Raw genomic sequence first — 26,010 nt, 5'->3', positions numbered from 1 at the left:
TTGATAGACGGAGCCTACCGAGCGGCAGGACAATGATCCAGCCGCACACGAAATCCCGGTGTGCGCTCTCTTGGAAGGTCCCACCGATGCCTGTCGCCGCCGACACCACCACCCCCCGCACCGAAGACGTCGCCGCCCTGGTGCAGCGCTGGCTCGCCGAGAGCGAGACCCACCCCGTCGAGCCGGCCGCCCAGCGCCTCTCCGAGGTGCTCAAGGACCCGAACGGACTGGCGTTCACGGTCGGCTTCGTCGACGGCGTCATGCGCCCGGAAGACCTGCGCGTCGCCGGTCGCAAACTCGCCGAGCTGAGCGACATCACCCCGTCGCTGCTGCCCGGATACCTGCGCGCCGCGATCAAGACCGGCGGCTTCTGGGCGCCGAAGCTCCCCGGCGTGGTCGTGCCGATCTCCCGCCGCGTGCTGCGCGCCATGGTCGGGCACCTCGTGCTGGACGCCACTCCGTCCAAGCTCGGCCCCGCCATCGCGAAGCTGCGCAAGAGCGGCAACCGCCTGAACCTCAACCTGCTCGGCGAGGCCGTGCTCGGCGAGCGCGAAGCCGGCCACCGTCTGCAGGGCACCCGTGACTTCCTCGCCCGCGACGACGTCGACTACGTGTCGATCAAGGTCTCCAGCGTCGTGAGCCAGCTGTCGATGTGGTCGTTCGACGAGGCCGTGGCGGACGTCGTGGAGAAGCTCACCCCGCTCTACGAGCTCGCCGCGCGTGCCGAGGCCAAGGGCAAGGCCAAGTTCATCAACCTCGACATGGAGGAGTACCGCGACCTCGACCTGACGATCGCGGCCTTCACGAGCATCCTCGACCAGCCGGGCTTGGAGGACCTCGAAGCCGGAATCGTGCTGCAGGCGTACCTCCCCGACGCGCTCGGCGCGATGCAGCACCTGCAGGAGTGGGCAGCCGCCCGCCGCGCCAAGGGGGGAGCGCCGATCAAGGTGCGCGTCGTCAAGGGCGCGAACCTCGCGATGGAGGAGGTCGACGCCGCGATCCATGGCTGGCCGCTCGCGACCTACGGCACCAAGCAGGACTCCGACACCAACTACAAGCGGGTGCTCGACTGGGCCATGACGCCGGAGCGCCTGGACGCCGTGCGCATCGGCATCGCCGGCCACAACCTGTTCGACATCGCCTACACCTGGCTGCTCGCACAGGCGCGCGGGGTGGCAGACCCCACCGGCGCCGATCCCCTCGTCGAGTACGAGATGCTGCTGGGCATGGCGACGGGCCAGGCCGAGGCGGTCCGCAAGGACGTCGGACGCCTGCTGCTGTACACGCCGGTCGTGAACCCCGCCGAGTTCGACGTGGCGATCGCGTACCTGGTGCGCCGCCTCGAGGAGAACGCCAGCCCGGAGAACTTCATGTCGGCGGTGTTCGAACTGGCCTCGAACCCGACGCTGCTCACCCGGGAGCGTGAGCGGTTCGAGCGTTCGCTGGCCGCCCTCGCGGCCGACGAGTCGCAGTACGTCCCGGCCGCCCATCGGGTGCAGGACCGGACGGTTCTGGATTCCGACGTCGAGGCTCCCTCGGGCACGACCACCGGCTTCGCGAACCAGGCAGACACCGATCCGGCCATCGCAGCGAACCGGGCGTGGGGCCGGGAGATCCTCGGCCGCTCGGTCGGGTCGACCCTCGGACTCGACACCATCGCGCTCGCGAAGGTCGAGACCGACGCCGAGCTCGACGGCATCTTCACCACGGCGACCGCGGCCGCCGAGAAGTGGGCGGCACTGCCGGCCGCCGACCGCGCTGCCGTGCTGCACCGCGCCGGGGACGAACTCGCCGCGCGCCGTGGTCAGCTGATCGAGATCATGGCGCACGAGGCGGGCAAGACCATCGCCGAGGCCGACCCCGAGATCAGCGAGGCCATCGACTTCGCGCACTACTACGCCGAGCGGGCGAAGGACCTCGAGACCGTCTCCGGTGCCGAGTTCGTGCCGTCGAAGGTCACCGTGGTCACCCCTCCCTGGAACTTCCCGGTCGCGATCCCCGCCGGCGGTGTGCTCGCGGGCCTGGCCTCGGGCTCCGCGGTGATCATCAAGCCCGCCAAGCTCACCCAGCGCTGCGGCGCCGTGATGGTCGAGGCGCTGTGGGCCGCCGGAGTGCCGCGGGACCTGCTCGCGCTCGTCGACCTCGCCTCTCGTGACCTGGGCACGCGCCTCGTCGCCGGCCCCGCGGTGGATCGTGTGATCCTCACGGGGGCGTACGAGACGGCGCAGCTGTTCCGCTCGTTCCGCTCCGACCTGCCGCTGCTCGCCGAGACCAGCGGGAAGAACGCGATCATCGTCACCCCTTCCGCCGACCTCGATCTCGCGGCCGCCGACGTGGCTCGCAGCGCGTTCGGGCACGCCGGGCAGAAGTGCTCCGCGGCCTCGCTGGCCATCCTCGTCGGATCCGTCGCCGATTCGAAGCGGTTCGAGCGTCAGCTGGTCGATGCCGTCACCTCGATGCGCGTCGGCCTGCCCGATGACCCTGCCACGCAGATGGGCCCGATCATCGAGCCGGCGAACGGCAAGCTGCTCACCGCGCTCACGAAGCTCGAGAAGGGCGAGCGCTGGCTGGTTGAGCCCCGCAAGCTCGACGACGAGGGGAAGCAGTGGACGCCCGGTGTGAAGACCGGAGTGCGCGAGGGATCGTACTTCCACCTGACCGAGTTCTTCGGCCCGGTGCTCGGCATCATGCACGCCAAGGACCTGGACGAGGCGCTGCGCCTGCAGAACGCGGTCGACTACGGTCTCACGGCCGGCATCCACTCGCTCGACTCCGACGAGGTCGCCACCTGGCTCGACCGCGTCGAGGCCGGCAACCTCTACGTGAACCGCGGCATCACCGGGGCGATCGTGCAGCGTCAGCCGTTCGGCGGCTGGAAGCGCTCGGCCGTCGGGGCCGGAGCCAAGGCCGGTGGCCCGAACTACCTCTTCGGTCTCGGCGAGTGGACGCCCGCCGAGCTCCCAGCTGCGGCTCCGGGGGCGGCTGTCGTCCCCGTCGTTCGGGCACTGCTGGAGGCGGCGTCCTCCGACGTCGACGCGGCCGAGGCCGAGTGGCTGCAGCGTGCTGCCGCGTCCGACGAGCATGCCTGGATCGACGAGCTCGGTGCCGTGAGCGACAAGTCCGGCCTCGGAGTCGAGCGCAACCTGTTCCGCTACCGTCCGGTCGCCGTCGACGTGCGCATCGCCGACGACGCTCCTCTGGTGGATGGCCTCCGTGTGCTCGCGGCCGCCCTGCGCAGCGGCAGCCCGTTCACGGTGTCGGCTCCGGCTCTGCCCTCTCGCGTCGAGAAGGCGCTGCGCGCGCACGGCGTGACCGCGAAGCACGAGTCGGACGCGGCGTGGACCAAGCGCTACGCCAAGGCGGCGAACTCGTGGCACCGCGTGCGTCTGGTCGGCGGCGACGCCGCTGCGCTGCACGAGGCGCTCGACGGGAGCCCGGATGTGGCGGTCTGGTCGCACGCGGTGACCGGGGCGGGACGCGTCGAGATGCTGCCGTTCCTGCACGAGCAGGCCGTGTCGATCACGAACCACCGCTTCGGCAACCCCACCACTCTGGCCGACGGCGTGATCTGAGCCCACCCCTGACGCCGAGACCCATCGGCCACAACGAAACCCACCGTCGCAGTCGTCTGCGACGGTGGGTTTCGGCGTGCGGGATGGGTCTCGGCGCCGGGAGGGAGGGGGCTAACCTCGCAGCGCCTCGCTCAGCTTGACGCGGGAGCCCATGCGCAGGAGCGAGTTCTCGTAGATCTTCGCGCCGATGACGATCGCAGCCACACAGCTCGCCAGCAGGATCACCAGGCTCAGCAGCGGCTCCCACCACTGCGCCTCTCCCACGAACAGGCGCATCGGCATGCCGACCGGGGCGGAGAACGGCACGTACGACATGATCGTGAGCACCAGCGGGTTGTCGTTGAAGACGATGACCAGGATGTACGGCGCCATGATGAGCATCGTGATCGGTGTCGTGGTGGACCCGATGTCCTCCTGGCGCGAGACCATCGACGCCGCCGCCGCGAACATCGCCGCGAGCAGGATGAACCCGAACAGGAAGAAGATCGCGAACCAGATGATGGGCGCTCCCAGCGTCGTCAGCACCTCGCGTTGACCCGTGACGATCAGGCCGATCGTGGCGACCGCCGCCAGGGCGAGGATCTGGCCCATCGCGAGCACGGTGTTGCCGATCACCTTGCCGGCGAGCAGGGTGCGTGCCGGGATCGCCGAGAGGAGGACCTCGACCACGCGGGTCTGCTTCTCCTCCACGACGCTCTGTGCGATGGTGCCTCCGAACGTCGCCGCAGCCATCATGAAGACGAGCCCGAACGCGATCGCGATGAAGTACCGCAACAGCGGGTTGGTGGTCGCGGGCTCGAGGCTGACGATCTCGGGAGAGATCGAGAGGGCCGAGACGAGCGAGCCAGGGGGATCCTGCATCGCGATGATCGTGTATCCCGACGGTCCGTCGCCTTCGACCACCGCGGCATCGACCTTGTCATCGCGCACGAGCTGCTCGGCAGCGGCCTGGTCGGCGACCGTGGTGACCTCGACGTCCGGGATGGCGGAGACGGCGGAGGCAGTCTCGGCGGTCGCGGCGATCGGCATGGTCTCGGTGTTCTTGCTCGCGAACCCGCCGAACAGGATGCCGGCGAGGGCGAGGACCAGCAGGATGCCGGTGGAGATCAGGAAGGCCTTGCTGCGCAGCTTCGAACCGATCTCGCGCTCGGCGACGAGCCAGATGCCGTTCGAGCTGCGAACGGGGGAGGGGGTGCTCACTGGATGACCTCCTTGAAGATCTGGGCGAGGGACGGATGCTTGGGGGCGAAGCTGGCGACATCGCCTCGGGCCACGGCGGACTGCAGCACGCGCTGCGCGGTCTCCGGACCGTCGGCGTCGAACAGGGCGTAGCCGCCCTCGAAGTCGACCACCGTGACTCCGGGCTCGGTACGCAGCCACCCGGCGTCACCTGCGGAGACCAGCTCGTAGCGGTCGCGCGCGTGCTCGGCGCGGAGTGCATCGCGCGAGCCCGCCGCGCGGATCGTTCCCCCGGCGAGGATGACCAGGTCGTCGCACAGCCGTTCCACCACGTCGAGCTGGTGGGAGGAGAACAGGATCGACGCCCCCTTCGCCGCGCTGGACTGCAGGACGCCCGCGACCACGTCGACGGCGAGGGGATCAAGGCCGGAGAACGGCTCGTCGAGGATGAGCACCTCGGGGTCGTGTACGAGCGAGGCGGCGATCTGCGCGCGCTGCTGGTTGCCGAGCGAGAGCGATTCGATGGTGTCGTTCAGCCGCTCGCCGAGCCCGAGTTCCGTGAGCAGCGAGGTCGCCCGCTCCGTGGCCTCCTGCTTGCCGAAGCCGTGCAGGCGGGCGAGGTAGACGATCTGCTCGAGCACCTTCATCTTCGGGTACAGGCCGCGCTCCTCCGGCATGTAGCCGAAGCGGCGGCGGTCGGCAGTCGTCAACGGGGCGCCATCCAGATCGACCCGACCGCCGTCCGACGACAGCAGCCCCAGCACGATCCGCATGGTGGTGGTCTTGCCGGCGCCGTTGCCGCCGACGAAGCCCGTGAGCCGCCCGGGGGCGACCGTGAAGGACACATCATCGAGCACACGCCGAGAGCCGTAGCTCTTGGTGATGCCGGAGAGTTCGAGCATTCCTGTGGTCATACCCTCACGCTACGGAGCGCACCTGCTCGCGACATCCCCCGCATGGCGGACTCCGCAGGATCACCCGTGCGGGGGAGGGGAGTGAGGAGAGGGGGGAGAGGCTCAGCGGCGCGCGGCGTGCAGCACCGTGCGCACGACGAGGCCGGCGACGAGGGCCCAGAACGCGGCGCTGACCCCGAGCACGGCGATCCCGGACGCGGCCACGAGGAACGTCACCACAGCGGGGATGCGCTCACCAGGGTCGTCGATGGCCTGCTGCACGGACGATCCGAACGCGGCGAACAGCGCGAGGCCTGCGACCGCGGGGATCACGGAGGCGGGTGCCAGCACCACGAGCGCGGCGAAGGCCGCCGAGAACACGGCGAGCACGAGGTAGGACACTCCGGTCGAGACCCCGGCGACCCACCGCCGCTTCGGGTCGGGGTCGGCGTCCGGCGAAGCGGCAAGAGCAGCGCTGATCGCGGCGAGGTTGATGGCGTGCCCGCCCGCCGTCGCAGCGAGCGCCGTGCCGACCCCGGTGACGAGCATGGCCGGGCGCCACGGCACCTCGTATCCGAAGCTGCGCATGATCGCGACGCCCGGCACGTTCTGGGAGGCCATCGTCACGATGAACAACGGCAGCGCGAGGCCCACGAGGGCGCCCACCGTGAACGTGGGAGCGGTGAACTCCAGGCGCGGCAGCAGCAGGCGCGGATCGAACGAAGCGCCATCGCCGATCAGGGATACCGCCACCACCACGGCCGCGGCGACGAACGCGAGCGGTACCGCCCAGCGTGGGGCGAGCCGCGCGAACACCAGCCAGGTGAGGACGACGGGCACCACACCCCAGGGGTTCACCACCAGGCCGGTGATCGGGGCGAGGCACAGGGGCAGCAGCACTCCGGCCAGCATCGCCTGCGCGATGGACGGAGGAATGCGAGCGATCAGGGCGCCGAGTGCGGGCCACAGCGCCGTGAGCAGGATGAGCGCTGCGGTGACCAGGAACGCACCCACCGCGGCAGGCCAGCCGCCGTCGACCGTGCCCGTGGCCACGAGGAGGGCGGCCCCCGGCGTGGACCACGCGACGGTGATCGGCATCCGATACCGCCATGCGAGCACGACGCATGCGAGAGCCATCATGAGGCTGACCGCGAGCAGTCCGCTGGCCGCCTGCGCCGCGTCAGCCCCGACGGCGTCGAGCCCGGTCAGCACGACCGCGAACGAACTCGTGAACCCGACGAGTGCCGTCACCACCCCCGCCAGGATCGGGCGGGACAGGGGTGCGGCGTCGGGCATGGCTCCGAGGCTATCGCGGAGTCGGGACGGACGCCGTGCTAGGCGAGGCCCATGCGATGCGCGAGCACGACCGCCTGCACGCGGTCGCGTGCCCCGAGCTTCTGCAGGATGCGCGAGACGTGCGTCTTCACGGTGGCTTCCCCGATGAACAGCGCCTGCCCGATCTCGGCGTTGCTCCTGGCATCGGCGAGCAGCGTCAGCACCTCCGCCTCGCGCTCGGTGAGGGGCTCGGCCAGAGCGGTCTTCGAGACGGGACCACGCGCGGGCTGCTCGGACGACGGCGACGTCCGAGCAGGTGTCGCGGTGAAGCGGGCGAGCACGCGGCGGGTCACCTCGGGGGCGAGCATGCCGTCACCCGCGGCGAGCGCCCTGACGGCGGCGATGAGGTCCTCCGCGCCGGCGTTCTTGAGCAGAAAGCCGCCGGCTCCGGCATCGAGCGCCTGGTACAGGTAGTCGTCGCGGTCGAAGGTCGTGACGATCGCGATCGCCGCATCGATCGCGGGGTCGGCCACGATCCGTCTGGTCGCCTCGATGCCGTCCATGTCTGGCATCTGCACGTCCATCATGATCACGTCGGGGTGGAGGGCGGAAGCCTGCGCCACGGCCTCTGCGCCGCTGGATGCCTCGCCGACGACGTCGATGTCCGGTTGTGTGTCGAGGATCGTGCGGAAGCCCGCGCGCAGGAGCGCATGGTCGTCGACGAGCAGCACACGGATCGCCCCGGTCATCGGCGCACGCTCGCTTCACGCGCGAGGGGCCCGTGTGCGACCGAGGTGACGGGAAGGGGCACCCGGGCGCGCACGCGCAGTCCTCCGAAGGGGCGGGGCGTCACCTCGAGCGTGCCACCGGAGGCCGCGGCACGCTCCCGCATCCCCAGCTGTCCGAGCCCAGGGCGCAACTGCGAGACAGGACGCCCCGTGTTCACGATCTCGACCTCGACACCGTCGTCGTCGTAGCGCACGCGGACGTCGGCGGTCGCATCAGGTCCGGCATGACGGCGGGCATTCGTGAGCGACTCCTGGGCGATGCGGTACAGGTTGACGGCGACGAGAGACGGGACGGGTGCCGGGTCTCCGATGACCGTGTACGCGGTCGGCAGCCCCGCTTCGGTCGAGGCCTCGACCAGTTCGGCGACGTCGTCGAGTGTCAGGGTCGAGGCGGCGTCCGAGGTCTCTCCGCCGGGGGCGCGCAAGGTCTCCAGCAGTTGGCGCAGCTCGTGGATGGCGTCGCGCGCCGAGCCCTCGATGCCCGTGAGGATGCGCGAGGCCTCCGCCGGATCCCGCTCCAGCACCAGGCGTGCGGCCCCGGCCTGCACGCCCATGACGGACACGTGATGGGCGACGACGTCGTGCAGCTCCCTGGCGATGCGCACCCGGTCGAGCGCGACGGCCTGGGCCGCGGTGACCTCGCGTTCGCGCTCGAGCTCGGCCGTCCGCTGCTCGAGCACCGCCAGTTGCGCCGCCGCTGCCCACGAGCGCTCGCCGAAGTAATAGGCCCCGCCGAAGTAGAGCACGTTCAGTAGCAGCTGGATGAGCATGAAGGCCACGTAGGGGGACATGGCTCCGGCGATGACATCCGCCTTGTCGGCCTCGCGGATCGCGTCGCGGTACATGGTGATCAGCAGCCACACGAACATGCTGACGATGATCCCGACGCGCACGATGAGCGCACGCCGGCGGTTGTTCATCCAGGCGCCGACCGTGTAGATCGCGATGAACATGGCGATGTTGCCGACGTAGATCTCGGGGATGCGGATCGTCACCGCGGTGAAGTAGGCAGCCACCACGACGACGGCGACGGTGCCGGGCCAGCGCCGGCGGACGGCCAGGGGAGCGGTGACGACCACCGCGTACACGAGGGCGGTCCACAACGGCGCCTGTTCGTCGCCGTACATCTCCGCGATCGAGGAGAGCGCTGCGCTCAGCACGGCGCCGACGAACAGCACGGTGGCGAGCACGAGATCGCTGCGCCGTTCGCGCTCGGTCGGCGTGCGGATGAACGGGGCGGCGGACATCCCTCCACCGTAGGACGGGGCGTGGCGGTGCCGCATCCCCCGTGTGGGGGATCGGTTCGAACTTGCTATTGACAAGCGTGGTTGTTTTTAACAAGCTTTTCCCAACGAGCTCACCGACCGATGAGCCCACACCTCCGGAGGAGCCATCATGACCAAGGTTTTCGTCAACCTGCCCACCACCGACCTCGAGCGCGCGAAGGCCTTCTACACCGCGCTCGGCTGCGAGATCAGCCCCCAGTTCACCGACGAGAACGCGGCGTGCGTCGTGTGGAGCGAGGACATCTACTTCATGATCCTCAAGCGTGAGTTCTTCTCGACCTTCACCGACAAGCCCATCGCCGACCCGAACGAAGTCGTCCAGGTCTCGGTGGCCTTCAGCCAGGAGTCCCGCGAGGAGGTCGATGCGATCCTCGCGAAGGGTCTGGCGGCCGGTGGCGCCGAGCCGAAGCCCGTGCAGGACTACGGCTTCATGTACTCGCGTGACCTCGACGACCCCGACGGCAACTCGCTCGGCTTCCTCTACATGACGCCCGAAGCCATCGAGAACGGCCCGGATCACGTGGCCGACACCGCCACGTCGGCCTGACATGGCGGCGCGCAGCTACGGCCAGTACTGCGGTGTGACGACCGCCGTCGAGCTGATCGGGGAACGGTGGGCGCTGCTCATCGTGCGCGATCTGCTCGTCGGGCCGCGTCGGTACACCGACCTCAAGCTGGGCCTGCCGCGCATCCCCACCAACATCCTGTCCACGCGACTGAAAGAGCTGCAGGAGGGTGGGGTCGTGCGACGTGTGCCGCTGTTGAACTGCGGACTCGTGTACGAGCTCACCCCCTACGGGCGCTCCTTCGAGCCGATCATGCTCGCCCTCGGACGCTGGGGCTTCCAGGCGATGGGCGATCCCGAGGAGGGCGACGTCGTCACGGCCGATTCGCTCACGATGGCGCTGCGCACGGCGTTCGTCGCCGAGAGCGCGCTGGACGCGGAGTACGAACTGCACGTCGGCGATGTCGCTCTGCGTGCATCTGTGCGCGACGGCGAGCTCCGCGTCGCGCAGCTCGCCCCTCCGGCGCCGCCGGTCGGCGGGCGCATCCCCGAGGGAGAACCGGATGCGGTGATCGTCGCCGGCCCCGGCATCCGTCGGTTGATCGGCGGCGAGGTCACCCCGGCGGAAGCGCTGGCACAGGACCTCGTCGCTGTCGTCCGTGGCGATGAAGCGCTGCTGGAGTCTTTCGCGGACACCTTCCACATCGAACGATCGACAGTAGGGAGCACGACATGAACGACCAATATGCTGATGAACAACAGACACCCGGCCGCATCCTGATCGACCTCTTCACCTCTCTCGACGGGGTCGCCCAGGGTCCCGGCGGCACCGATGAGGACACGTCGGGCGGATTCCGGTTCAGCGGGTGGCAGGCAGGATACCCCTCCTCCGGCGTCGGACCCGAGATCGAGAAGGGCATGCGCGGTCTCGATGCGCTGCTGCTCGGGCGGCGCACGTACGACATCTTCGCCGCGTACTGGCCGCATCATACGGAAGGCGAGTCCGGCGACATCGGCACGCTCTTCAACCGGGTGCCGAAGTACGTCGCGACCCGAGATGCGGATCTCGCGCTCGACTGGGAGGGCAGCACGCGTGTCGGTGCCGACCTCGCCGCGGAGATCGCGGCGATGCGGGCAGCTCACCGCGAGGTGCACGTGATCGGCAGCATCGACTTCGTGCACACGCTGCTCGCCGAGGGCCTCTTCGACGAGCTGAACCTCTGGGTGTACCCGCTGCTGCTCGGCGCGGGCAAGAAGGTGTTCGACGATGGCGCGCTGCCGAGCGTGCTGCGTCTGCTCGAGCCGCCGATCACCGACGAGGCCGGAGTGACACTGCTGCGCTACGCACGGACCGACCGGGTGCCGGAGGTCGGCACGTTCGTGTGACATGAGGCGCGCCCCTGGTGCAATACGATCCGAATGTGGGGGTTGGAAAGCAGTCGCGGCAGGCGGAGCGCGTCGCAGCTTTCCAACGGGTCTTCGAACAGAATTGGGCTCGTGTTCGACACCACATCGAGTGCGTGATCGACGACCCGGATGAGGTGTCGGATCTCGTGTCCGACGTGTTCACGCTCGCGTGGTCGAAGCTGGATGAGCGCAAGCCACTCGGCTTGATCTGGCTGCTGCGCGCCGCGGACAACAAGCTCAAAGATCGTGAGCGCAGGAGACGATCCGAGGTCAGGGCGATGGATGCCCTGCGTCACGGGGCCGGGGGCCGACGCCAGTCCGACGTCCTCGATGCCATCGCAGTGCGTCATGCGATCGAGATCGCCTTGACCCCTCGGGAGAGGAGGATGGTCGTCCTCTTCTACTGGGACCGATTGGCCGCGGGGGAGATCGCCGAGCTGCTGCGTTGCTCGCAGTCCGTGGTCTTCACGACACTGAGCAGGGCGCGGGTGAAGCTGGAACGGGAGCTCGGACTCGACCGCCTCCCCCACGCCTCCATTGCCCGAGCGGCGAATACCTTACAAAGGGATTAATCGAGGAGATCGATATTGCGCACGCTCCCAGCGGAACCATAGCTTTCGTCTGTGAATCTCCTTCCTTCGGGTTCGCGCAGGCTCGCGCGTTCCGGCCTCGGGTCTGTCTGCGTCCTCGCCATCGTCCTGAGCGGGGGAGCGTTGTCGGCGTCGGCCGCACCGACGGCAGGTGCAGCAAGAGAGTTATCGGTGCAGTCGTTCCGCGACATCCGGGAGCTTGCGGTCTCGTCTGCGGCATCTGCGGCTCGCGCGACCGGAGAACCGGTACCGGTCGTGGGGATGATCACCCCCACCGAGCAGACGCTGGCGATGCCGGATGGGACGATGAGGTACGAGGCATCGAGCGTGCCGGTGCGGGTCGAGCGGGACGGCGACTGGGTGCCCGTCGACACGACGCTCTCATCGACCGGCGAGTGGTTCGAACCGATCGCCTCCGCAGCTCCCGTGCGTTTCTCGTCAGGCGGCACCGACAGGCTCGCTCAGGTCCAGGCTGAATCGGGCGAGTGGATCACCGAGATCTGGCCCTACGGCGTCCTACCGGCCCCGGCGGTCGAAGGGGACACCGCGACCTATTCTGAGGTGCTGCCCGGTGTCGACCTGAAGATGGTCGCGACGAAGACCGGGCAGGCGTCGATCTACGTCGTCAAGACCGAGGAGGCAGCGCAGTCCGCGAAGCTCGACGGTCTTCACGTCGTCGTCGAGAACGCAGAGCTGAGCGCGGACTCGACGGGCACCGTCACCGCGGAGACAACGGATGAGTCGAGCATCGTCGCCGGTCAGCCGCTGTGGTGGGACTCCTCCGAGGGAGGCACTTATCGCGAGCCGGGCGGCGAAGCTCCGCCGTTGCCCGTGACGCACGACGTGGGGGCAGACCGAGTGCTGCTCGACGTGGGCGATTCGGTGACGAAGCACGAGAAGCGCGACGGGGATGTCGTGTATCCGATCTTCGTCGACCCTGACTGGTCGTCGGGGATCACAGCCTCCTGGTACACGGACGCGGCCTATCCGAACCAGTCGTACCTGTCGGCGGGGGCCTCCGACGTGCTGCGCGTCGGCATCTACCAGCAGTATCGCTCGGACATGTTCTTCCAGTTCCCCATCGGCGCTCTGGCGGGCAAGGTCGTGACGAGCGCCCGGCTGAACACCACTCAGCTCGCGGTCGCGTCCAGCGGGGCGGGTGCGATCCAGGTCCACACCTACGGGATCAAGCCGACCGGGTTCACCTGGGCGCAGGAACAGGCGTGGAACGCGGCAGGAACGGGTGGGTGGAGCGCCCCGCTGCAGGCTCCGTGGTACGGACCCGGCCTGGGCTCGGCGCCGATGGCGGTGGGCTGGAACGTGACATCGGGCGTGCAGGCCAAACTGGGGGCGTCTGCCATTCAGTTCGCCTTCACCTACACGAATGCGAACCTGCCGTCGCGCCGTCACTACAGCCGCGCGGCAACGCTCATCGTCTCTTACAACACTCTGCCGAACACGCCCACCGCCCCGTCGTTCACCTCCCCTTCCCGTGCGTGTGGCACCGCTGCGGCTCCGGCCGCGGTCGGTCAGACGGACGTCGCGGTCGCGGTGAATCAGACGGATCCCGACGGAGGAAGCGTCGGTACCAACTTCTACCTGGCCAAGGCCGGCAACCTCGGTGTCCTCGTGCAGACGCTGGGGTCCGGCCTCGCTGCCGGAGGGACGAAGACAGTGACGTTCACCGGCCTGGTCGATGGTGAGACCTATGCGTGGCGCGGGAGAGGTCAGGACACGACGCATCATGGCACCGGCTACAGCGAGTGGTGCTACTTCACGGTGGATACGACGAAGCCCGCCGTGCCGGTGGTAGAGGCCCCGACGGGTGCTTCCTATGTCGTCGGGACAGGAGTCCCGTTGTCCGTGACCGGGGCAGCAGATGTGGCGGGATACGTCTACTGGGTGACACCGACGCAGCTCGTCGCCCCGGCGCCTCCGGTGCCGGCTGACGGCACAGTGTCCGTGGCCGCGGCCCTTCCGAACTGCGCGACCACAGTGACCAACAGTGTCCGGTGGGCGTGCAAGACCGGCAGCGGTGCGACGACCGTCACCGTCGCGCCTGTCGACTCGCTGTCGACGGTGTGGGTCTCCGCCTACGACAAGGCGGGCAATCAGTCCGCTCCCACGGGGCATCCGCTCTACCCCGGCGGGAACGCCGGGACCCCGGCCACCGCCGCGAACCTCGACGCGGGACACGCCTGGCAGCTCACGACGATGTCATCGCCGCTTCCTGAGGCGATTCCGGACTCCAACCCATGGATCGGTGCGAACGCCATCGACCTCATGATCCCCGCGACTGCGTCGACGACCACGACGGACCTCCCCGACTTCCCGGTCGCCTCGCCCGTGCTCTCCACGAACGTGGCGACCGCAGGATACGAGATCACCGCCCTGGCGGCTCCCGTCGACGCGTCCAAGAGCTTCTCCTTCAGCCTCTGGGTCAAGCCGGCACACGTGGCGCCGACGTCCCAGATCATCGCCATCCAGCGGGGCCCGGGCATCGGGACGATGCAGTTGCAGGTCACCAGCACCGGCAAGTACGCCTTCTGCCTCGGCGAGCAGTACGTGAACATGAGCAACACCGCCCGCGACAACAACTGCGTCACCGGGGGAACGGTGGTACCCAGCACTTGGCAGATGGTCACCGGGATCTGGGATGCCGCGAACCAGCAGCTCCGCCTCCACCTCGGCAACTCCATCACGCCGGTCGCCGTCAACGGCCACGTCAACGGCAGCGGCGATCGCTCGGCGAACGGGAGTCTGATGTTCGCCCCGGGCCCCGACAGCCTCCGGTTCATCGGGCTCATCACGAACCCCGTCATGGTCCCCGGTGTGGTCGACCATGCGCAGCTGGCGCGAATGGCCGCCTTCGAACTCCCCTTCACCGACTGAGTACCGGAGACTGACCATGGCGCGTCGGAGCACCCGCACGATTCTTGCTGTTCTCACCACCTCGGTGCTTGCGTGTGGAGTGCTGGTCGCGGCTCCGGGAGCAGCCTTCGCCGAGTCGCCGACACCGACTGTCGAGACCCCGGTCTTCGGCGATCCGGTACCGGGTTCGACCGTGGGCGAGGCGGACATGGGAGCCGACCCGCTTTCGTCGGTGAACTCGGCCACTCCGGATGCCATGGAGATCCCGTCGCTGGAGAGCACCGACATCGTTCTCGAGCAGTCGGATCTGGAGGGCGTCACGACCGACGCGGCGGAAGGCGCGGAGGGGGCTGCGCCGGCGACTGTGGTCGGGGAGTGGAAGCCACTCGGCGATACGGGGCTTGCCATCGCACCCGCGTTCGGCATCGGGGCGGTGGAGAAGGAGAACGCAGCCGAGAACGATGCCGACAACGATGCCGAGAACGATGCCGAGAACGCGGAGGGGGAGGAAGACGACGCGGCGTCGCAGAGCCCGTCCGTGGTCGTCGAGATCCTCGACGAGAAGGCGGCGGCCAAGAAGGGGCTCGACGGCATCGTCGTCTCTCTGGCGCAGCAGGACGCGGAGGAAGAAGGGGCGCCGGTCGCGGTGCGGATGCCTCAGCAGCTGCTCGCCGGTGCCTATGGCGGCGACTTCGCGAGTCGCCTGGAGTGGGTGCAGGTGCCCGCGTCGACGAAGCCGGAGGACGTGTCGGAGAAGGCCGTCCCCGTGGCGACCGCGGCGACGGACGAGGGGCTGGTGCTCACGCCGAGGGTCTCGAAAGAGCCGATGATGCTCGCAGCGGTGTCGGGCGCGAGCAGCGCGAACGGCACTGGCTCGTATGCGGCCACACCGTTGAAGTCGTCGTCGACGTGGGACGTCGCAGAGCAGACCGGCGCGTTCACGTGGAACTACGACATGGCCGTCCCAGCTCCCGGTGCGGGGCCGACGCCGTCGGTGGGCCTGTCATACAACTCGCAGTCGGTGGACGGGCTCACGGCATCCACGAACAACCAGCCGTCGGTGGTGGGTGAGGGGTGGGACCTCACCGCCGCCGGGTTCATCGAGCGCAGCTACATCCCGTGCGCGAAGGATGACGGTGCCAGTGGTGCGGTCACGACATCCGGCGACCTGTGCTGGAGGACCGACAATGCCACGGTGTCGATGGCCGGGCGGTCGGGCGCACTCATCAAGGACACGGCCAGCGGTGTCTGGAAGCTGCAGAACGACGACGGCACCCGTTTCGAGCGCCTTGTCGGTGCCGCGCAGGGCTGTGCGGCGAACGGAACGGTGAACAACGAGTGCTGGCGGATGACCACGACCGACGGCACCCAGTACTACTTCGGTCTCAACCAGCTCCCCGGCTGGTCCGCGGGCAAGGCGACGACGAACTCGACTTGGACGGTGCCGGTGTACGGCAACGATGCGGGGGAGCCGTGCCACGCCTCGACGTTCGCGGCGTCTTCCTGCTCACAGGCGTGGCGGTGGAACCTGGACTACGTCGTCGACGTGCACGGCAACGCGCAGACGCTGTACTACACGGCGGAGACGAACAAGTACGCCAAGGGCGGTTCGGGAGCGACCGCGTACCAGCGTGGCGGTGCCCTCACGCGCATCGAGTACGGGCTGCGCGCCACGGACCTGTTCGCGTCGAAGGCCGCGGGCTACCGGGTTCTCTTCAGCTACGACGGGAAGGGCCGATGCAACGACGCCACCGGGGCATCGTGCACGGCTGCGGCTCTCGACAGTGCGGTGATGCCGGCGAATCCGGCCAAGTATCCGGACGTGCCGTTCGACCAGCTGTGCACCGGAACCTCGTGCAGTGCTTCGCAGATCGCACCCTCGTTCTTCACGAACGCGAGCCTCGTGAAGGTGGAGTCGCAGGCGAAGGTCTCGGGCGAGTACTCGACCGTCGACTCCTGGGCGCTCGGGCACTCGTACCCTGATCCCGGCGACGGGACATCGGCCGCGCTCTGGCTCACGCAGGTGCAGCGCACGGGCACAGCGGCAGGGCAACCGGCGATCGTGGAGCCGGCGACGGTGTTCTCCGGCGTCACGATGCAGAACCGGGTGTGGGTCGTCGATGGTCTCGCCCCACTCGACAAGTGGCGGTTGAGCTCGATCAAGACGAGTCTCGGCGCCGTGATCAGCGTCAACTACCAGGGGCAGCAGTGCACGCCGGCTCAGGCGGCAGGAATCCTCGGCGACCTGCCGAACAACACGAACTGGTGCTTCCCGGAGTGGTGGGTGCCGCAGACGACCATTCCGCTGGGCGGGCGGCAGGACCTGTTCCACAAGTACCCGGTCTCCTCGATCCTCGTCAACGGCGTGACGGGCGGCCCGCTGAGCCAGGTGCAGCAGACGCAGTACTTCTACGGCACGCCGAAGTGGCGGTACAACGATTCGCCCCTGACAGTGGCGAACTCGCGCACGTGGAACGTGTTCGCGGGGGTGAACACCGTGGAGGTGCGTGAGGGCGACCCGGCCGTGCCCGCCGCCCAGAAGGTGTCGAAGTACACGTACTACCAGGGCATGAACGGAGACAGGGCGGCTGCCGGCGGAGGCACGAAGACGGTGAATGTCACGGGCACCAGCATCCCGGACGACCGCTGGTTCGCCGGACAGCCGTATCAGCAGCAGACGTTCAACGGTGTCGGCGGAGCTCTGGTGTCGACGCAGGTCAGCACGCCGTGGGCCTCGAACGTCACCTCCAACGACGGCGCGCGGCAGGCGCGTTTGAGCGGTGTGCAGAAGACGATCGTCACCGAGCCGCTGTCGACCGGTGGCAACCGCACGCTCGAGACCCGTACGACGTTCGACGGAACCTACGGCTATCCGTTGACGGTGTCGACGATCCCGTCGGATGCCACAGGCAAGTGCGTCACGACGACGTACGCCGCCGCGAACACCTCCGCCTGGATCATCGGTCTCCCCAGTCAGGTGCGGACGGTGAACGCCACGTGCGACGGCGTGGCCGGCGCGCAGTTCCCGCGCGACCTGGTCAGCGACGTGAAGACCACCTACGACGGGTTGGCCTGGGGAGCAGCAGCCAACAAGGGGCTTCCGACATCGGCGCAGGTGGTGGACAAGTACGACAACGGTCAGCCGCATTGGGTCACGAAGGAGTCGTTCACCTACGACGCGCTCGGACGCCCGTTGACGAAGACGAATGCGTTGGGGCGCACGAACTCGACGGCGTACACCCCCGCGACGGCCCTGCCGTTGCTGTCCACGACCGAGACGAACGCGGCGCCGTTCTCCTGGCAGACGGTGACGACGCTCGAGCCGACGACTGGCGCGAAGACGAAGATCGTCGACCCGAACGGCTCGATCACGACGATCACGATCGACGGTCTCGGGCGGTCCACGAAGGTCTGGCTGCCGCTGCAGCCGCAGGCCGCGAATCCCGCGGCGCCGTCGATGTCGTTCTCGTACACGCTGTCGCAGTCCGCGCCGAACGCGATCAAGACAGACACCCTGACCGGTGGCGGCATCGTCTCGCGCTACCAGCTCTTCGACGGTCTCGGGCGAGAGACGCAGACCCAGAGCCTCGCCGTCGGAGGCGGCACGGTCGTGAAGACCACGAACTACGACAACCAGGGGCGACAGTACTTCGTGGACAACGACTACTGGACGGCATCCATCGCTCCGGGAACGGCGTTCTTCACTCCGGTGACGGAGAACAACATCCCCTCGCAGGTCATCACCGCGTACGATGCCGTCGGACGCGCGCTGACGTCGACCCTCAACACCACGGGGTCCGTGCACTCGCAGACGGTGAACGCCTACCCCGGTGCAGATCGGGTCGACACGGTTCCGCCGGTCGGGGGCACCTCGACGAGCACGTTCACGAACTCCCTCGGGCAGAAGACCAAGCTCATCCAGTACCTCGCGGCCGGCATCACCGGCACCGGACAAACGACGACGTTCGCTTACGACGGTGGCGATCGGATGACGAAGATGACCGATCCGGCCGGCAACGACTGGACCTGGACGTTCGACCTGCTCGGCAACCGTATCGGCCAGGACGATGCCGACTCGGGAGTCGCGACGGCCACCTACGACCTCGCCGGGAACATGACCTCGACGACGGATGCTCGCGGGAAGACCGTGACCACGACCTACGATGAGCTCAACCGCAAGACGGCCTCGTATGCCGGCACATCTTCGGGCGCGATGCTCTCGTCGTGGACCTACGACACGGTCAAGAAGGGGCTCGTCACGACCTCGACCGCCTATACGGGATCGACTCCGGGCGCCCCGGGCCTTGCCTACAAGACCACAGTCGGCTCGTACGACGCGGCGGGCAATCCACTCGACACCACGCTCTCGATCCCGGCAGGTGCACCCGCGTTTGCGGGCACGAGCTACAAGACGACGCTCTACTACAACGCGGACTCGTCGTTGCTGGCGAAGCAGATGCCCGCGATGGGTGGCCTGCCGGCCGAGACGATCCGCTACAGCTACGACTCCTGGGGCAAGCTGAGCGGCGTGCGCGGCACCTCGATCATCCTCGCGAACACCGTGTACTCGCCGATCGGGCAACTGTCGCAGTTCAACCGGGTCAACGGCTCCACGAGCACCGCGTACTCGACCTACGGCTATGACGCCGCGACGGGGGCGGTGCTGTCGATCAAGGACAACGCAGTGTTCGGCGATCTGGGGCACTATGTGGCCGACCGGGCGTATACCCGCGACGCGGTCGGCAATGTCACGTCGGCGACGATGAGCTCTGTGCTGCCGACGGCGGGGACACAGAAGGCCTGCTACGCGTATGACTCGCTGCGCCAGCTGAAGTCTGCGTGGACTCCGAACGCATCGACGGGGTGCGGGGCCACACCGTCGGCGAGCGGGATGGGTGGCCTCGAACCGTACTGGCATGAGTACACGTACGACAACGCCACCGGGAACCGCACGGGGCTCGTGAAGCGTTCCTCAATGGGGACGGCCACGACCGCGACCTACACCTACGCGGCAGCGGGCGGCGACCGTCCGCATGCGGTCAACGCTGTGACAGGCCCGGCCGGAGTGGGACCGGGATCGTACTCCTACGATGCGGCAGGCAACATGACCGGACGCCCCGGCCAGACGATCACGTTCAACGACGCGGGCAAGGTCTCGAAGGTCGTGGCCGGGTCCACGACGCAGGACACGGTCTACAACGTCGACGGCAGCATCCTGCTGCGCACCAACACGACGGAAGGTTCAACGCTGTTCGTCGGTGACACCGTGCTGAAGCAGGCGACGGGATCGACGGTAGTGGCGGGCGTACGAACGTACAGTGGTGCCGAGGGCAAGCCGATCGCGGAGAAGTCCGCGAAGACCGGAACCGCCGGCACAACGCTGACGTGGCTGTTCTCCAACCTGGAGGGGACGGTGGACGTGCAGACGGTGGCGAACGCGACGGGTACGACCACGCGTATGCTCCGCGATCCGTACGGTGCGCCGATCGGATCGTCGGGAGTGTGGGGCAGTGGGACCGGATACATGAACAAGCCCGTGACCGCGTCGACGGGCCTGACCACGGTCGGTGCGCGCACCTATGACCCCGTGCTCGGGAAGTTCCTGTCCGTGGACCCTGTGATCGACACGAACCTGCCGCAGCAGAACACCGGTTACACGTACTCGGGCAACAACCCCACCACGTACATGGACCCGAGCGGGATGAGGTTCGTCATCGATGGATTCAAGCCCAAGCCCAAACCTGGTACAGCTTCGAACCCGGTCAGCACAGCAAGTGCAGGCGGACAAAAGTGCAAGGTGGGTGACTGGTCCTGTCGAGTCGACCAAGCTAAGAGCGAGCAGAAGTGCGGCGGAGCGGGGCGGTTCGCTTCTTGTCGGAAGACAGCTGGGTTCCCATATGACTACACGGTGAAGAATCCTGTGGTGACCACCAAGTCGGGGTGGACGGCCGAAGGTGTGATGTCAGTCTTCCAGAGCAGGCCGAAGGATATTTTCCCATTCACGGTTAAAGGCTGCTCGACTTTCAAGTCTGGTGCTGAATGTAACCTCGAGACGGGACTCGATATCTTGTTGAAACCGAATGGAACCGTGGGGGTCACAACGACGAAGACCTCCGTAACCTTCACGGTGATCGAGAATGGCTATTTCGACGCCCCGGGGTCGACGATCAAGTTCTCGACCTATGAGAAGGGTGGCATGGTCTACCTTCGCCAGGATGCTGTCTCCGTGGGCTCGGACGGGTATGTAGCCGTCGCGCTTGACGGCATCTTCGACCTTCCACCTGCGTCTGCCAATACGTGGGCGCAACAAGCAAGCAACCTGGCTACGCAGCTGGAACTGGACGGACGGCCTCGATGACGATCACTTCAAACGCCCCCTATGTTGTCAGGTGGCCCGCCTGTGCAGTCGCGATCGGGGTGTCGAATCTGATCGTTGGGGCAGTCTTGGGAACGATGTACGGCCTCTACTCGTTCGGGTTCAACTGGGTCGCTATTCAGGCGGATGGCAATGCAGGGCAAGTGCTGAACTCGATCGTGGTGAGTGCCGTGTTCGGGTTCGTTTTCCCGACTGCGCTGAGTCTGCTGATGCTGATTCCGCGATTTGGTCGTACTCGACGGTGGCCGGTGTCCATCGCCGTGGGGCCGACGGTCTTCTCCTTGCTCAGCTTTGTTTTCGTCTGGTCGTTCCCCATCGTGCTTGCGTTCGTCGGAGTAGCTGCGATAGCTGGCAGCGTGCTCGGCATCGTGGCAGTCAGACTCGTGAACGGTGTTGCGCCCGTGGCCATCACTGCTGACAACGAGTGAGCTGACACGCCCACCGGCGGGCTCGGCGCAGACTCATCCTCCGGACGTGTTCCCTTCGACGCCCTCGCGCTCAGTCGGTGAACGGCAGCTCGAAGGCGTTGAGCCGGGCGAGCTGGACGTGATTGATGACGCCGGGGACCATGACGGGGTTGGCGATGAGACCTTCGAATCGTCCTGTCATGGGCGCGGGGCCGAAGACGAGGGGTCCGCTGGCTGAGCGGTCGCCGGCTCCGTTGATGTGTGAGTTGACGGCGACCGGCGTGATCGAGTTGCCGACGAGGAGTCGGAGCTGCTTGTTCGTCGCATCCCAGATGCCGGTGAGCATCTGCCATGCTCCGGGGGTCGCGGCTCCGCCGGTGGCGCAGTTGCTCGTCGGCGTCGTGCTGGCGGAGTTGACGGGGTAGTCGCCGAGGCAGAACGCGTAGGTGCCCGCACTGGTGACCTGAAGCTGGACGGAGCCGCTCGACCCTCCTCCCTGCATCGCGATTTTCTGGGAACCTGTGGCAGGCAGATACCGGGTCTTCACCCACACGCTGAACGTGAAGCTGTTCATCGCGTTCACGGCGGGATACATCGTGGTCACCTCCATGGCGCTTCCCCCGGCGGTCGACAGCACCGGGGTCTCGATGGGCGGGTCGGGTAGATCCGTCGAGGTGGTGGAGCTGGTCTCGGGTATCAGCAGGTCGATGCCATCAGCGCCGATCCACGGGTTGGAGTCCGGGATCGTGTTCGGCAGCGGGGTGGACATCTGCGTGACCTGCCACGCGTGCCCCGCGTCGAGGTTGGCAGCAGCAGCGGGGGTTCCGGTGTTGCCGCCGGGGTAGAGCGGCCGGCCGACCGCGGCGGACTGATTACCTGCCTTGTCGTAGGCGGAGACCCAGACGGTGGACAGCGCGTCCGTCGGGGCGACGGTCAAAGTGGTCGCTCCGGACTGGGCTTTGCACACCCAGCGCACGTTCCGGGTGATCGCGGTGGCGCAGTCGGGGAGCGCGGCCGCGATGGAGACCGTCCCGTCGGCGGGTACGGGCGGGGCGGGCGCGACGAGCTGGGTGGGAGTCACCCAATAGACGTATCCGGCGACGTCGGCCGCGCCGGTCACGGCCAGGTTGAGGCCCGTGCCGACGGTGTAGGAGGCGTTGGTCGGCGCGGTCACGGTGGGAGTGGCCGGCTTCGTCTTGTCGACGGTGAAGTAGCACCAGGCTGTCGGGGCGACGCCGTTGCTGCGGTGATCGCTGCCCCAGGCGCGCCACGCGTATGTCTCGCCATCGGTCAGCGCGGTGAACGTGACCGACTTGTACCCCTGCGCACCGAGCCCTCCGGGCTTGTCCTGAACGGCAGCGTTCAGGTTGGAAGCCTTCATGAGGTGGAAGTTGGTGTCGACATTGCCGGGGTCGGGGTCGGTCTGGTGCACGCGAACAGTGACGTCGCTCTGCCCGATCGGGGTGGGGGCCGCGGCGGTTCCGCACTGTCGGCTCGGCGACGTGAAGACCGGGTCGGTCGGGGCGTTGGGGCGTGTGTTGTACGACACGGTCAAGGTCGCGGCGCGGCTGAAGTGGCGTCGCGAGACGACCGTCTCGTTCTGGGGCGCGAGCCCGAGCTGGAACCAGGTCTGTCCGACGTAGGCCTGAACGCCTGCGGTGACGTTCCAGCCGACGGCCTCTGGTCCGCTGCTGCACGATCCCGGGTTCTGAGTGTCCAGAACCGGTCCCCACAGCGAGTGGTTCTGCTGGTTCCACGTGAACCCTCCGGCCTGTGGGCCGAAAGCACGCACCTGGACGGGGCTGTTCGGGCAGGAGGCCCATCTGATCTGCGTCGCGCCGAGCTGGGCCCCGAGGATGTCCTTGCCGGCGAGCGGGCTGATGATGAACTGGTAGAAGATGTTGCCTCGGAAGTTCTGGTACCGGCCCATGCGGAGCACATCCGATGTGCTCGCGTTGAGGTACGACTGGTCGGGATAGGCGGCGTCCGTGTACCAGGATGCCTGAGCGCCGGCCGACCAGTCGGGGTCGATGAAGATCGGGTAGGTCACGTCCTGGCCCGAGTCCTTCTCATGCGTCGCGACGGAAGCTCCGACGTCGAGCATCACGCGATCCTCGCCGACGTCGTGTGTGACCGGCAGCACCGGCTCGGTCGCTCCGGGCTCGCGGAAGTCGCCTCCCGAGGAGGAATCCCACCAGAGGGGCTGCCCCGCGACGATCTGCGAACCGTCGGCCGCTTCTGCTTCGACGGAGCCGTTCTTCTTGGTGATCAACGCGGCGTCCTGGATCACGACATGAAGATCGTCGAGCGCCGCCGACCGCGCGGCTTTCTCCGTCTTGACCACGTAGACCGAGGCCTGCCCGGTCTTGGTGGCCACCATCTTCAGGTCGACGTCGGGCAGCACGTTCGCGTAGGTGGCCGTGTCGCCGTCGACAGTCGGGGCGGGGAGGGTGCCGTACGGCCAGGTCTCGGTGACCCACTCTCCGGAGGCGGTCTGCACCTGGGCGAGTTCGTTGTTCCCGCCGGCGGAGAATCGGACGGGTGCGGCCGACGCGATCGGTTCCCACCACCCATCCATGCGAGCGAGTGTCGTGTCCACCGGGACCCACGTGGAATCCTGCTCGACTCTGACGGGCACTGTCGACGTCTCGTAGCGCATCGTCCCATCGGGCATCGCCACGTGCTGCTGGGTGGGCGTGATCATCCCGTCCACGGGGACGGGCTCGCCGGTCGCCTGCGCGGTGGAGATCGCCGCCGTGACCGCAGCCTGTTGGGCAGCTCGGAACGACGTGGCGGACAGGGTCTTCCCCGCTCCCGGCCCCACTGCCGGGGGTGCCGCACTCGCGGAGAGCGACCCGCCGCCGAAGACGATCGCGGCAGCGCACACGCCGCCGAGGAGAGCCAGGCCTCTGCTGCGGCGGTCTCTGGAGGGAATGGATGCAGGATGACGGGTGCGCGCGGCGCGGGGGAGCTTCACAACCGCAAACTATGGGCGTCGTCTGCCGCCCCGCAATATCGATTCACTCGACGAATCCGTTTGTCAGGTATTCGCTCGACGTGCAATAGCGGCTCAGCCGAGCAGGCGCTCGATCACCCGCGCCACACCGTCCTCGTCGTTCGAGGCGGTCGTCTCGTCGGCCGCATCCTGCACCAGGGGCTCGGCGCCTGCCATCGCGACGCCGTGCCCCGCCCAGCGGAGCATCTCGACATCGTTGAGCGCATCGCCGAAGGCCAGCACGTCGGCGCGGTTGATGTCGAGATGCTCGCAGAGCCGCGCGAGGCCGGTGGCCTTGGTGACGCCCTCCGCCATGACCTCGACGAACGGGGCGCCCGACAGCGTCGCCTCGAAGCCGGTGAGTCCGAGCGAGCGAAGGGTGTCGAACAGGGCGGCCGGGGCGAGCTCGGGGTGGCGGATCACGAACTTCAGGCTCGGCGCGGACAGCACCTGCTCGAGCGGGACGCCGCCCATCGTCGCAGGGTCGCGCTTGTGATCGGAGAGGGCGGCGATCGCGGCGTAGCCGTGCTGGGCCACGAACGTCTCTCCGGCATCGCGCACACTCGCGAACAGCAGGCCGGGGATGCTCGCGCGCAGAGCTTCGGCGAGTGTGCGGATGGTCTGAGGCGGCAGCTCCTCGGCGAACAGCATCCGCCCGTCGTCGAGGCGCACGGCGTAGGCGCCGTTGCTGCACAGCGCCCACCCGTCGAACCCCGCATCCGCAGCGATGGCACGCAGGCCGATCGGCTGGCGCGCGGTGACCGGGACCACGTGGATCCCGTGGGCTCGGGCGGCGTCGAGCGCGGCGCGGGTGCGCGGACTGACGGCCGACGACGAATCGAGCAGGGTGCCGTCGAGATCGGTGGCGATCAGCCGCACGCGCACGTGATCGGCCCTCAGGAGAAGATCATCGGCATGTCGTCGTCGTCATCGGCGCCACCGAAATCGAGATCGACGACCACCGGGACGTGGTCGCTGGGCTGCTCGCCCTTGCGCTCGTCGCGGTGGATGGATGCACCCTTCACGGCCTCGGCCAGCGTGCGCGAACCGAGCACGAAGTCGATGCGCACGCCCTCGTTGCGTGGGAACTTCAGGCGCTGGTAGTCCCAGTAGGTGAAGCCCTCCGGGATCAGCGGGCGCACGACATCGGTGACCCCCGCGTCCTGGAACGCGAAGAACGCGTCGCGCTCCTGCGGGGACACATGGGTCGAACGGCCGACCACGATGTCGGGGTCGCCGTTGTCGACGTCGAACGGGATGATGTTGAAGTCGCCCACCAGGGCGAGGGGCAGATCGGGGTTCGCCGTCAGCTCGGCCGCCGTCGACTTCTTCAACTGCTCGAGCCAGTGCAGCTTGTAGAGGTAGTGCGGGTCTTCCAGCGAGCGGCCGTTCGGCACGTACAGGCTCCACACCCGCACGCCGTCGACCATCACGCCGAGCGCGCGTGCTTCGAGCGGCGCATCCGGCCCCTCGTGCCCCTTCGCGAAGCCCGGCATTCCGTCGAACGAGGTGCGCACGTCGGTGATCGGAAGGCGGCTCGCGATCGCCACGCCGTTCCACTGGTTCAGCCCGTGCACCTCGACGTGGTACCCGGCCTCCTCGAACGGTCCGTAGGGGAACTGCTCGGGCTTGCACTTGATCTCCTGCATCGCCAGCACGTCGATGTCCTCGCGGATGGCGAACTCGACGGTGCGGGTGACACGGGTGCGGATGGAGTTGACGTTCCAGGTGGCCAAGCGCATGCGTCAAGCCTAGTTGCGTCCTCCGACACGCGAGCCCGCGCCGGGTCCGTCGCCCGCGAGCCGGATGGCTGGCACCTGCATGACCGCCGGACGGATGCATGAGCCGCAGGGCCGGACGTTCATG

The 26,010-nt window shown here is 68.0% G+C and carries 16 protein-coding genes; 8 read left to right on the top strand and 8 right to left on the bottom strand.

Annotated features, from left to right (window positions below; all coding sequences use genetic code 11):
• Nucleotides 1-86 precede the first annotated feature (86 nt).
• Nucleotides 87-3,572, top strand: coding sequence for a proline dehydrogenase family protein (locus AB4070_RS10630; protein ID WP_441980065.1), 3,486 nt, complete (start codon nucleotides 87-89; stop codon nucleotides 3,570-3,572).
• Between the two features lie 111 nt (nucleotides 3,573-3,683).
• On the opposite strand, the gene AB4070_RS10625 is transcribed toward AB4070_RS10630, so the two are convergent.
• From AB4070_RS10625 to AB4070_RS10605, 5 genes are all read right to left on the bottom strand, one after another.
• The gene (locus tag AB4070_RS10625) at nucleotides 3,684-4,772 is read right to left on the bottom strand and encodes an ABC transporter permease (RefSeq protein WP_441980064.1); all 1,089 of its coding nucleotides are present in this window, start codon (nucleotides 4,770-4,772) and stop codon (nucleotides 3,684-3,686) included.
• Nucleotides 4,769-5,653, bottom strand: coding sequence for an ABC transporter ATP-binding protein (locus AB4070_RS10620; RefSeq protein WP_441980565.1), 885 nt, complete (start codon nucleotides 5,651-5,653; stop codon nucleotides 4,769-4,771). Before AB4070_RS10620 ends, AB4070_RS10625 begins: the two co-directional genes overlap by 4 nt.
• A 114-nt stretch (nucleotides 5,654-5,767) precedes the next feature.
• Nucleotides 5,768-6,940, bottom strand: coding sequence for a benzoate/H(+) symporter BenE family transporter (locus tag AB4070_RS10615; protein ID WP_441980063.1), 1,173 nt, complete (start codon nucleotides 6,938-6,940; stop codon nucleotides 5,768-5,770).
• 38 nt (nucleotides 6,941-6,978) lie between these two features.
• Nucleotides 6,979-7,668 (bottom strand): response regulator, encoded by a 690-nt coding sequence (locus AB4070_RS10610; protein WP_441980062.1) that lies wholly within the window; start codon nucleotides 7,666-7,668, stop codon nucleotides 6,979-6,981.
• The gene (locus tag AB4070_RS10605) at nucleotides 7,665-8,954 is read right to left on the bottom strand and encodes a sensor histidine kinase (protein ID WP_441980061.1); all 1,290 of its coding nucleotides are present in this window, start codon (nucleotides 8,952-8,954) and stop codon (nucleotides 7,665-7,667) included. The genes AB4070_RS10610 and AB4070_RS10605 overlap by 4 nt, the downstream gene beginning before the upstream one ends.
• Nucleotides 8,955-9,102: 148 nt before the next feature.
• Between AB4070_RS10605 and AB4070_RS10600 the strand changes: the two genes are divergently transcribed.
• From AB4070_RS10600 to AB4070_RS10570, 7 genes are all read left to right on the top strand, one after another.
• Nucleotides 9,103-9,540 carry a VOC family protein gene (locus tag AB4070_RS10600; protein ID WP_441980060.1) on the top strand — a complete coding sequence of 146 codons (438 nt, stop codon included), beginning with the start codon at nucleotides 9,103-9,105 and terminating at the stop codon, nucleotides 9,538-9,540.
• A 1-nt stretch (nucleotide 9,541) separates the two neighbouring features.
• Nucleotides 9,542-10,234 carry a winged helix-turn-helix transcriptional regulator gene (locus AB4070_RS10595; protein ID WP_441980059.1) on the top strand — a complete coding sequence of 231 codons (693 nt, stop codon included), beginning with the start codon at nucleotides 9,542-9,544 and terminating at the stop codon, nucleotides 10,232-10,234.
• On the top strand, nucleotides 10,231-10,884 hold the full coding sequence (locus AB4070_RS10590; protein ID WP_441980058.1) for a dihydrofolate reductase family protein: 654 nt from the start codon (nucleotides 10,231-10,233) through the stop codon (nucleotides 10,882-10,884). Before AB4070_RS10595 ends, AB4070_RS10590 begins: the two co-directional genes overlap by 4 nt.
• Nucleotides 10,885-10,901: 17 nt before the next feature.
• Complete coding sequence (locus AB4070_RS10585; protein WP_441980057.1) at nucleotides 10,902-11,477, top strand: RNA polymerase sigma factor; 576 nt, start codon at nucleotides 10,902-10,904, stop codon at nucleotides 11,475-11,477.
• A 279-nt stretch (nucleotides 11,478-11,756) separates the two neighbouring features.
• Nucleotides 11,757-14,387 carry a LamG-like jellyroll fold domain-containing protein gene (locus AB4070_RS10580; protein ID WP_441980056.1) on the top strand — a complete coding sequence of 877 codons (2,631 nt, stop codon included), beginning with the start codon at nucleotides 11,757-11,759 and terminating at the stop codon, nucleotides 14,385-14,387.
• A gap of 16 nt (nucleotides 14,388-14,403) precedes the next feature.
• Nucleotides 14,404-20,724, top strand: a complete 6,321-nt coding sequence (locus tag AB4070_RS10575; protein ID WP_441980055.1) for an RHS repeat domain-containing protein — start codon at nucleotides 14,404-14,406, stop codon at nucleotides 20,722-20,724.
• Complete coding sequence (locus AB4070_RS10570) at nucleotides 20,721-21,170, top strand: hypothetical protein (protein WP_441980054.1); 450 nt, start codon at nucleotides 20,721-20,723, stop codon at nucleotides 21,168-21,170. The genes AB4070_RS10575 and AB4070_RS10570 overlap by 4 nt, the downstream gene beginning before the upstream one ends.
• A gap of 70 nt (nucleotides 21,171-21,240) precedes the next feature.
• Here the strand turns inward: AB4070_RS10570 and AB4070_RS10565 are convergent, their stop codons facing one another.
• The 3 genes from AB4070_RS10565 to AB4070_RS10555 form a co-directional block, all read right to left on the bottom strand.
• A complete protein-coding gene (locus tag AB4070_RS10565) occupies nucleotides 21,241-24,126 on the bottom strand; it encodes a LamG-like jellyroll fold domain-containing protein (RefSeq protein ID WP_441980053.1) in 2,886 nt (961 codons plus the stop codon).
• 93 nt (nucleotides 24,127-24,219) lie between these two features.
• Nucleotides 24,220-25,029, bottom strand: coding sequence for a Cof-type HAD-IIB family hydrolase (locus AB4070_RS10560; protein ID WP_441980052.1), 810 nt, complete (start codon nucleotides 25,027-25,029; stop codon nucleotides 24,220-24,222).
• 11 nt (nucleotides 25,030-25,040) lie between these two features.
• On the bottom strand, nucleotides 25,041-25,886 hold the full coding sequence (locus AB4070_RS10555; RefSeq protein WP_441980051.1) for an exodeoxyribonuclease III: 846 nt from the start codon (nucleotides 25,884-25,886) through the stop codon (nucleotides 25,041-25,043).
• Nucleotides 25,887-26,010 lie beyond the last annotated feature (124 nt).

This window comes from Microbacterium sp. 2RAF4, assembly GCF_052115285.1.
GTDB classification, from domain to species: Bacteria; Actinomycetota; Actinomycetes; order Actinomycetales; family Microbacteriaceae; genus Microbacterium; species Microbacterium oxydans.
This window is presented reverse-complemented; position numbering and strand designations above follow the sequence as displayed.

What these genes read in the sequence shown, in the direction of transcription:
- AB4070_RS10630 (WP_441980065.1), top strand. Translation starts at nt 87, where the DNA reads ATGCCTGTCGCCGCCGACACCACCACCCCCCGCACCGAAGACGTCGCC.
- AB4070_RS10620 (WP_441980565.1), bottom strand. Translation starts at nt 5,653, where the DNA reads ATGCTCGAACTCTCCGGCATCACCAAGAGCTACGGCTCTCGGCGTGTG.
- AB4070_RS10615 (WP_441980063.1), bottom strand. Translation starts at nt 6,940, where the DNA reads ATGCCCGACGCCGCACCCCTGTCCCGCCCGATCCTGGCGGGGGTGGTG.
- AB4070_RS10610 (WP_441980062.1), bottom strand. Translation starts at nt 7,668, where the DNA reads ATGACCGGGGCGATCCGTGTGCTGCTCGTCGACGACCATGCGCTCCTG.
- AB4070_RS10605 (WP_441980061.1), bottom strand. Translation starts at nt 8,954, where the DNA reads ATGTCCGCCGCCCCGTTCATCCGCACGCCGACCGAGCGCGAACGGCGC.
- AB4070_RS10600 (WP_441980060.1), top strand. Translation starts at nt 9,103, where the DNA reads ATGACCAAGGTTTTCGTCAACCTGCCCACCACCGACCTCGAGCGCGCG.
- AB4070_RS10595 (WP_441980059.1), top strand. Translation starts at nt 9,542, where the DNA reads ATGGCGGCGCGCAGCTACGGCCAGTACTGCGGTGTGACGACCGCCGTC.
- AB4070_RS10590 (WP_441980058.1), top strand. Translation starts at nt 10,231, where the DNA reads ATGAACGACCAATATGCTGATGAACAACAGACACCCGGCCGCATCCTG.
- AB4070_RS10580 (WP_441980056.1), top strand. Translation starts at nt 11,757, where the DNA reads ATGATCACCCCCACCGAGCAGACGCTGGCGATGCCGGATGGGACGATG.
- AB4070_RS10575 (WP_441980055.1), top strand. Translation starts at nt 14,404, where the DNA reads ATGGCGCGTCGGAGCACCCGCACGATTCTTGCTGTTCTCACCACCTCG.
- AB4070_RS10570 (WP_441980054.1), top strand. Translation starts at nt 20,721, where the DNA reads ATGACGATCACTTCAAACGCCCCCTATGTTGTCAGGTGGCCCGCCTGT.
- AB4070_RS10555 (WP_441980051.1), bottom strand. Translation starts at nt 25,886, where the DNA reads ATGCGCTTGGCCACCTGGAACGTCAACTCCATCCGCACCCGTGTCACC.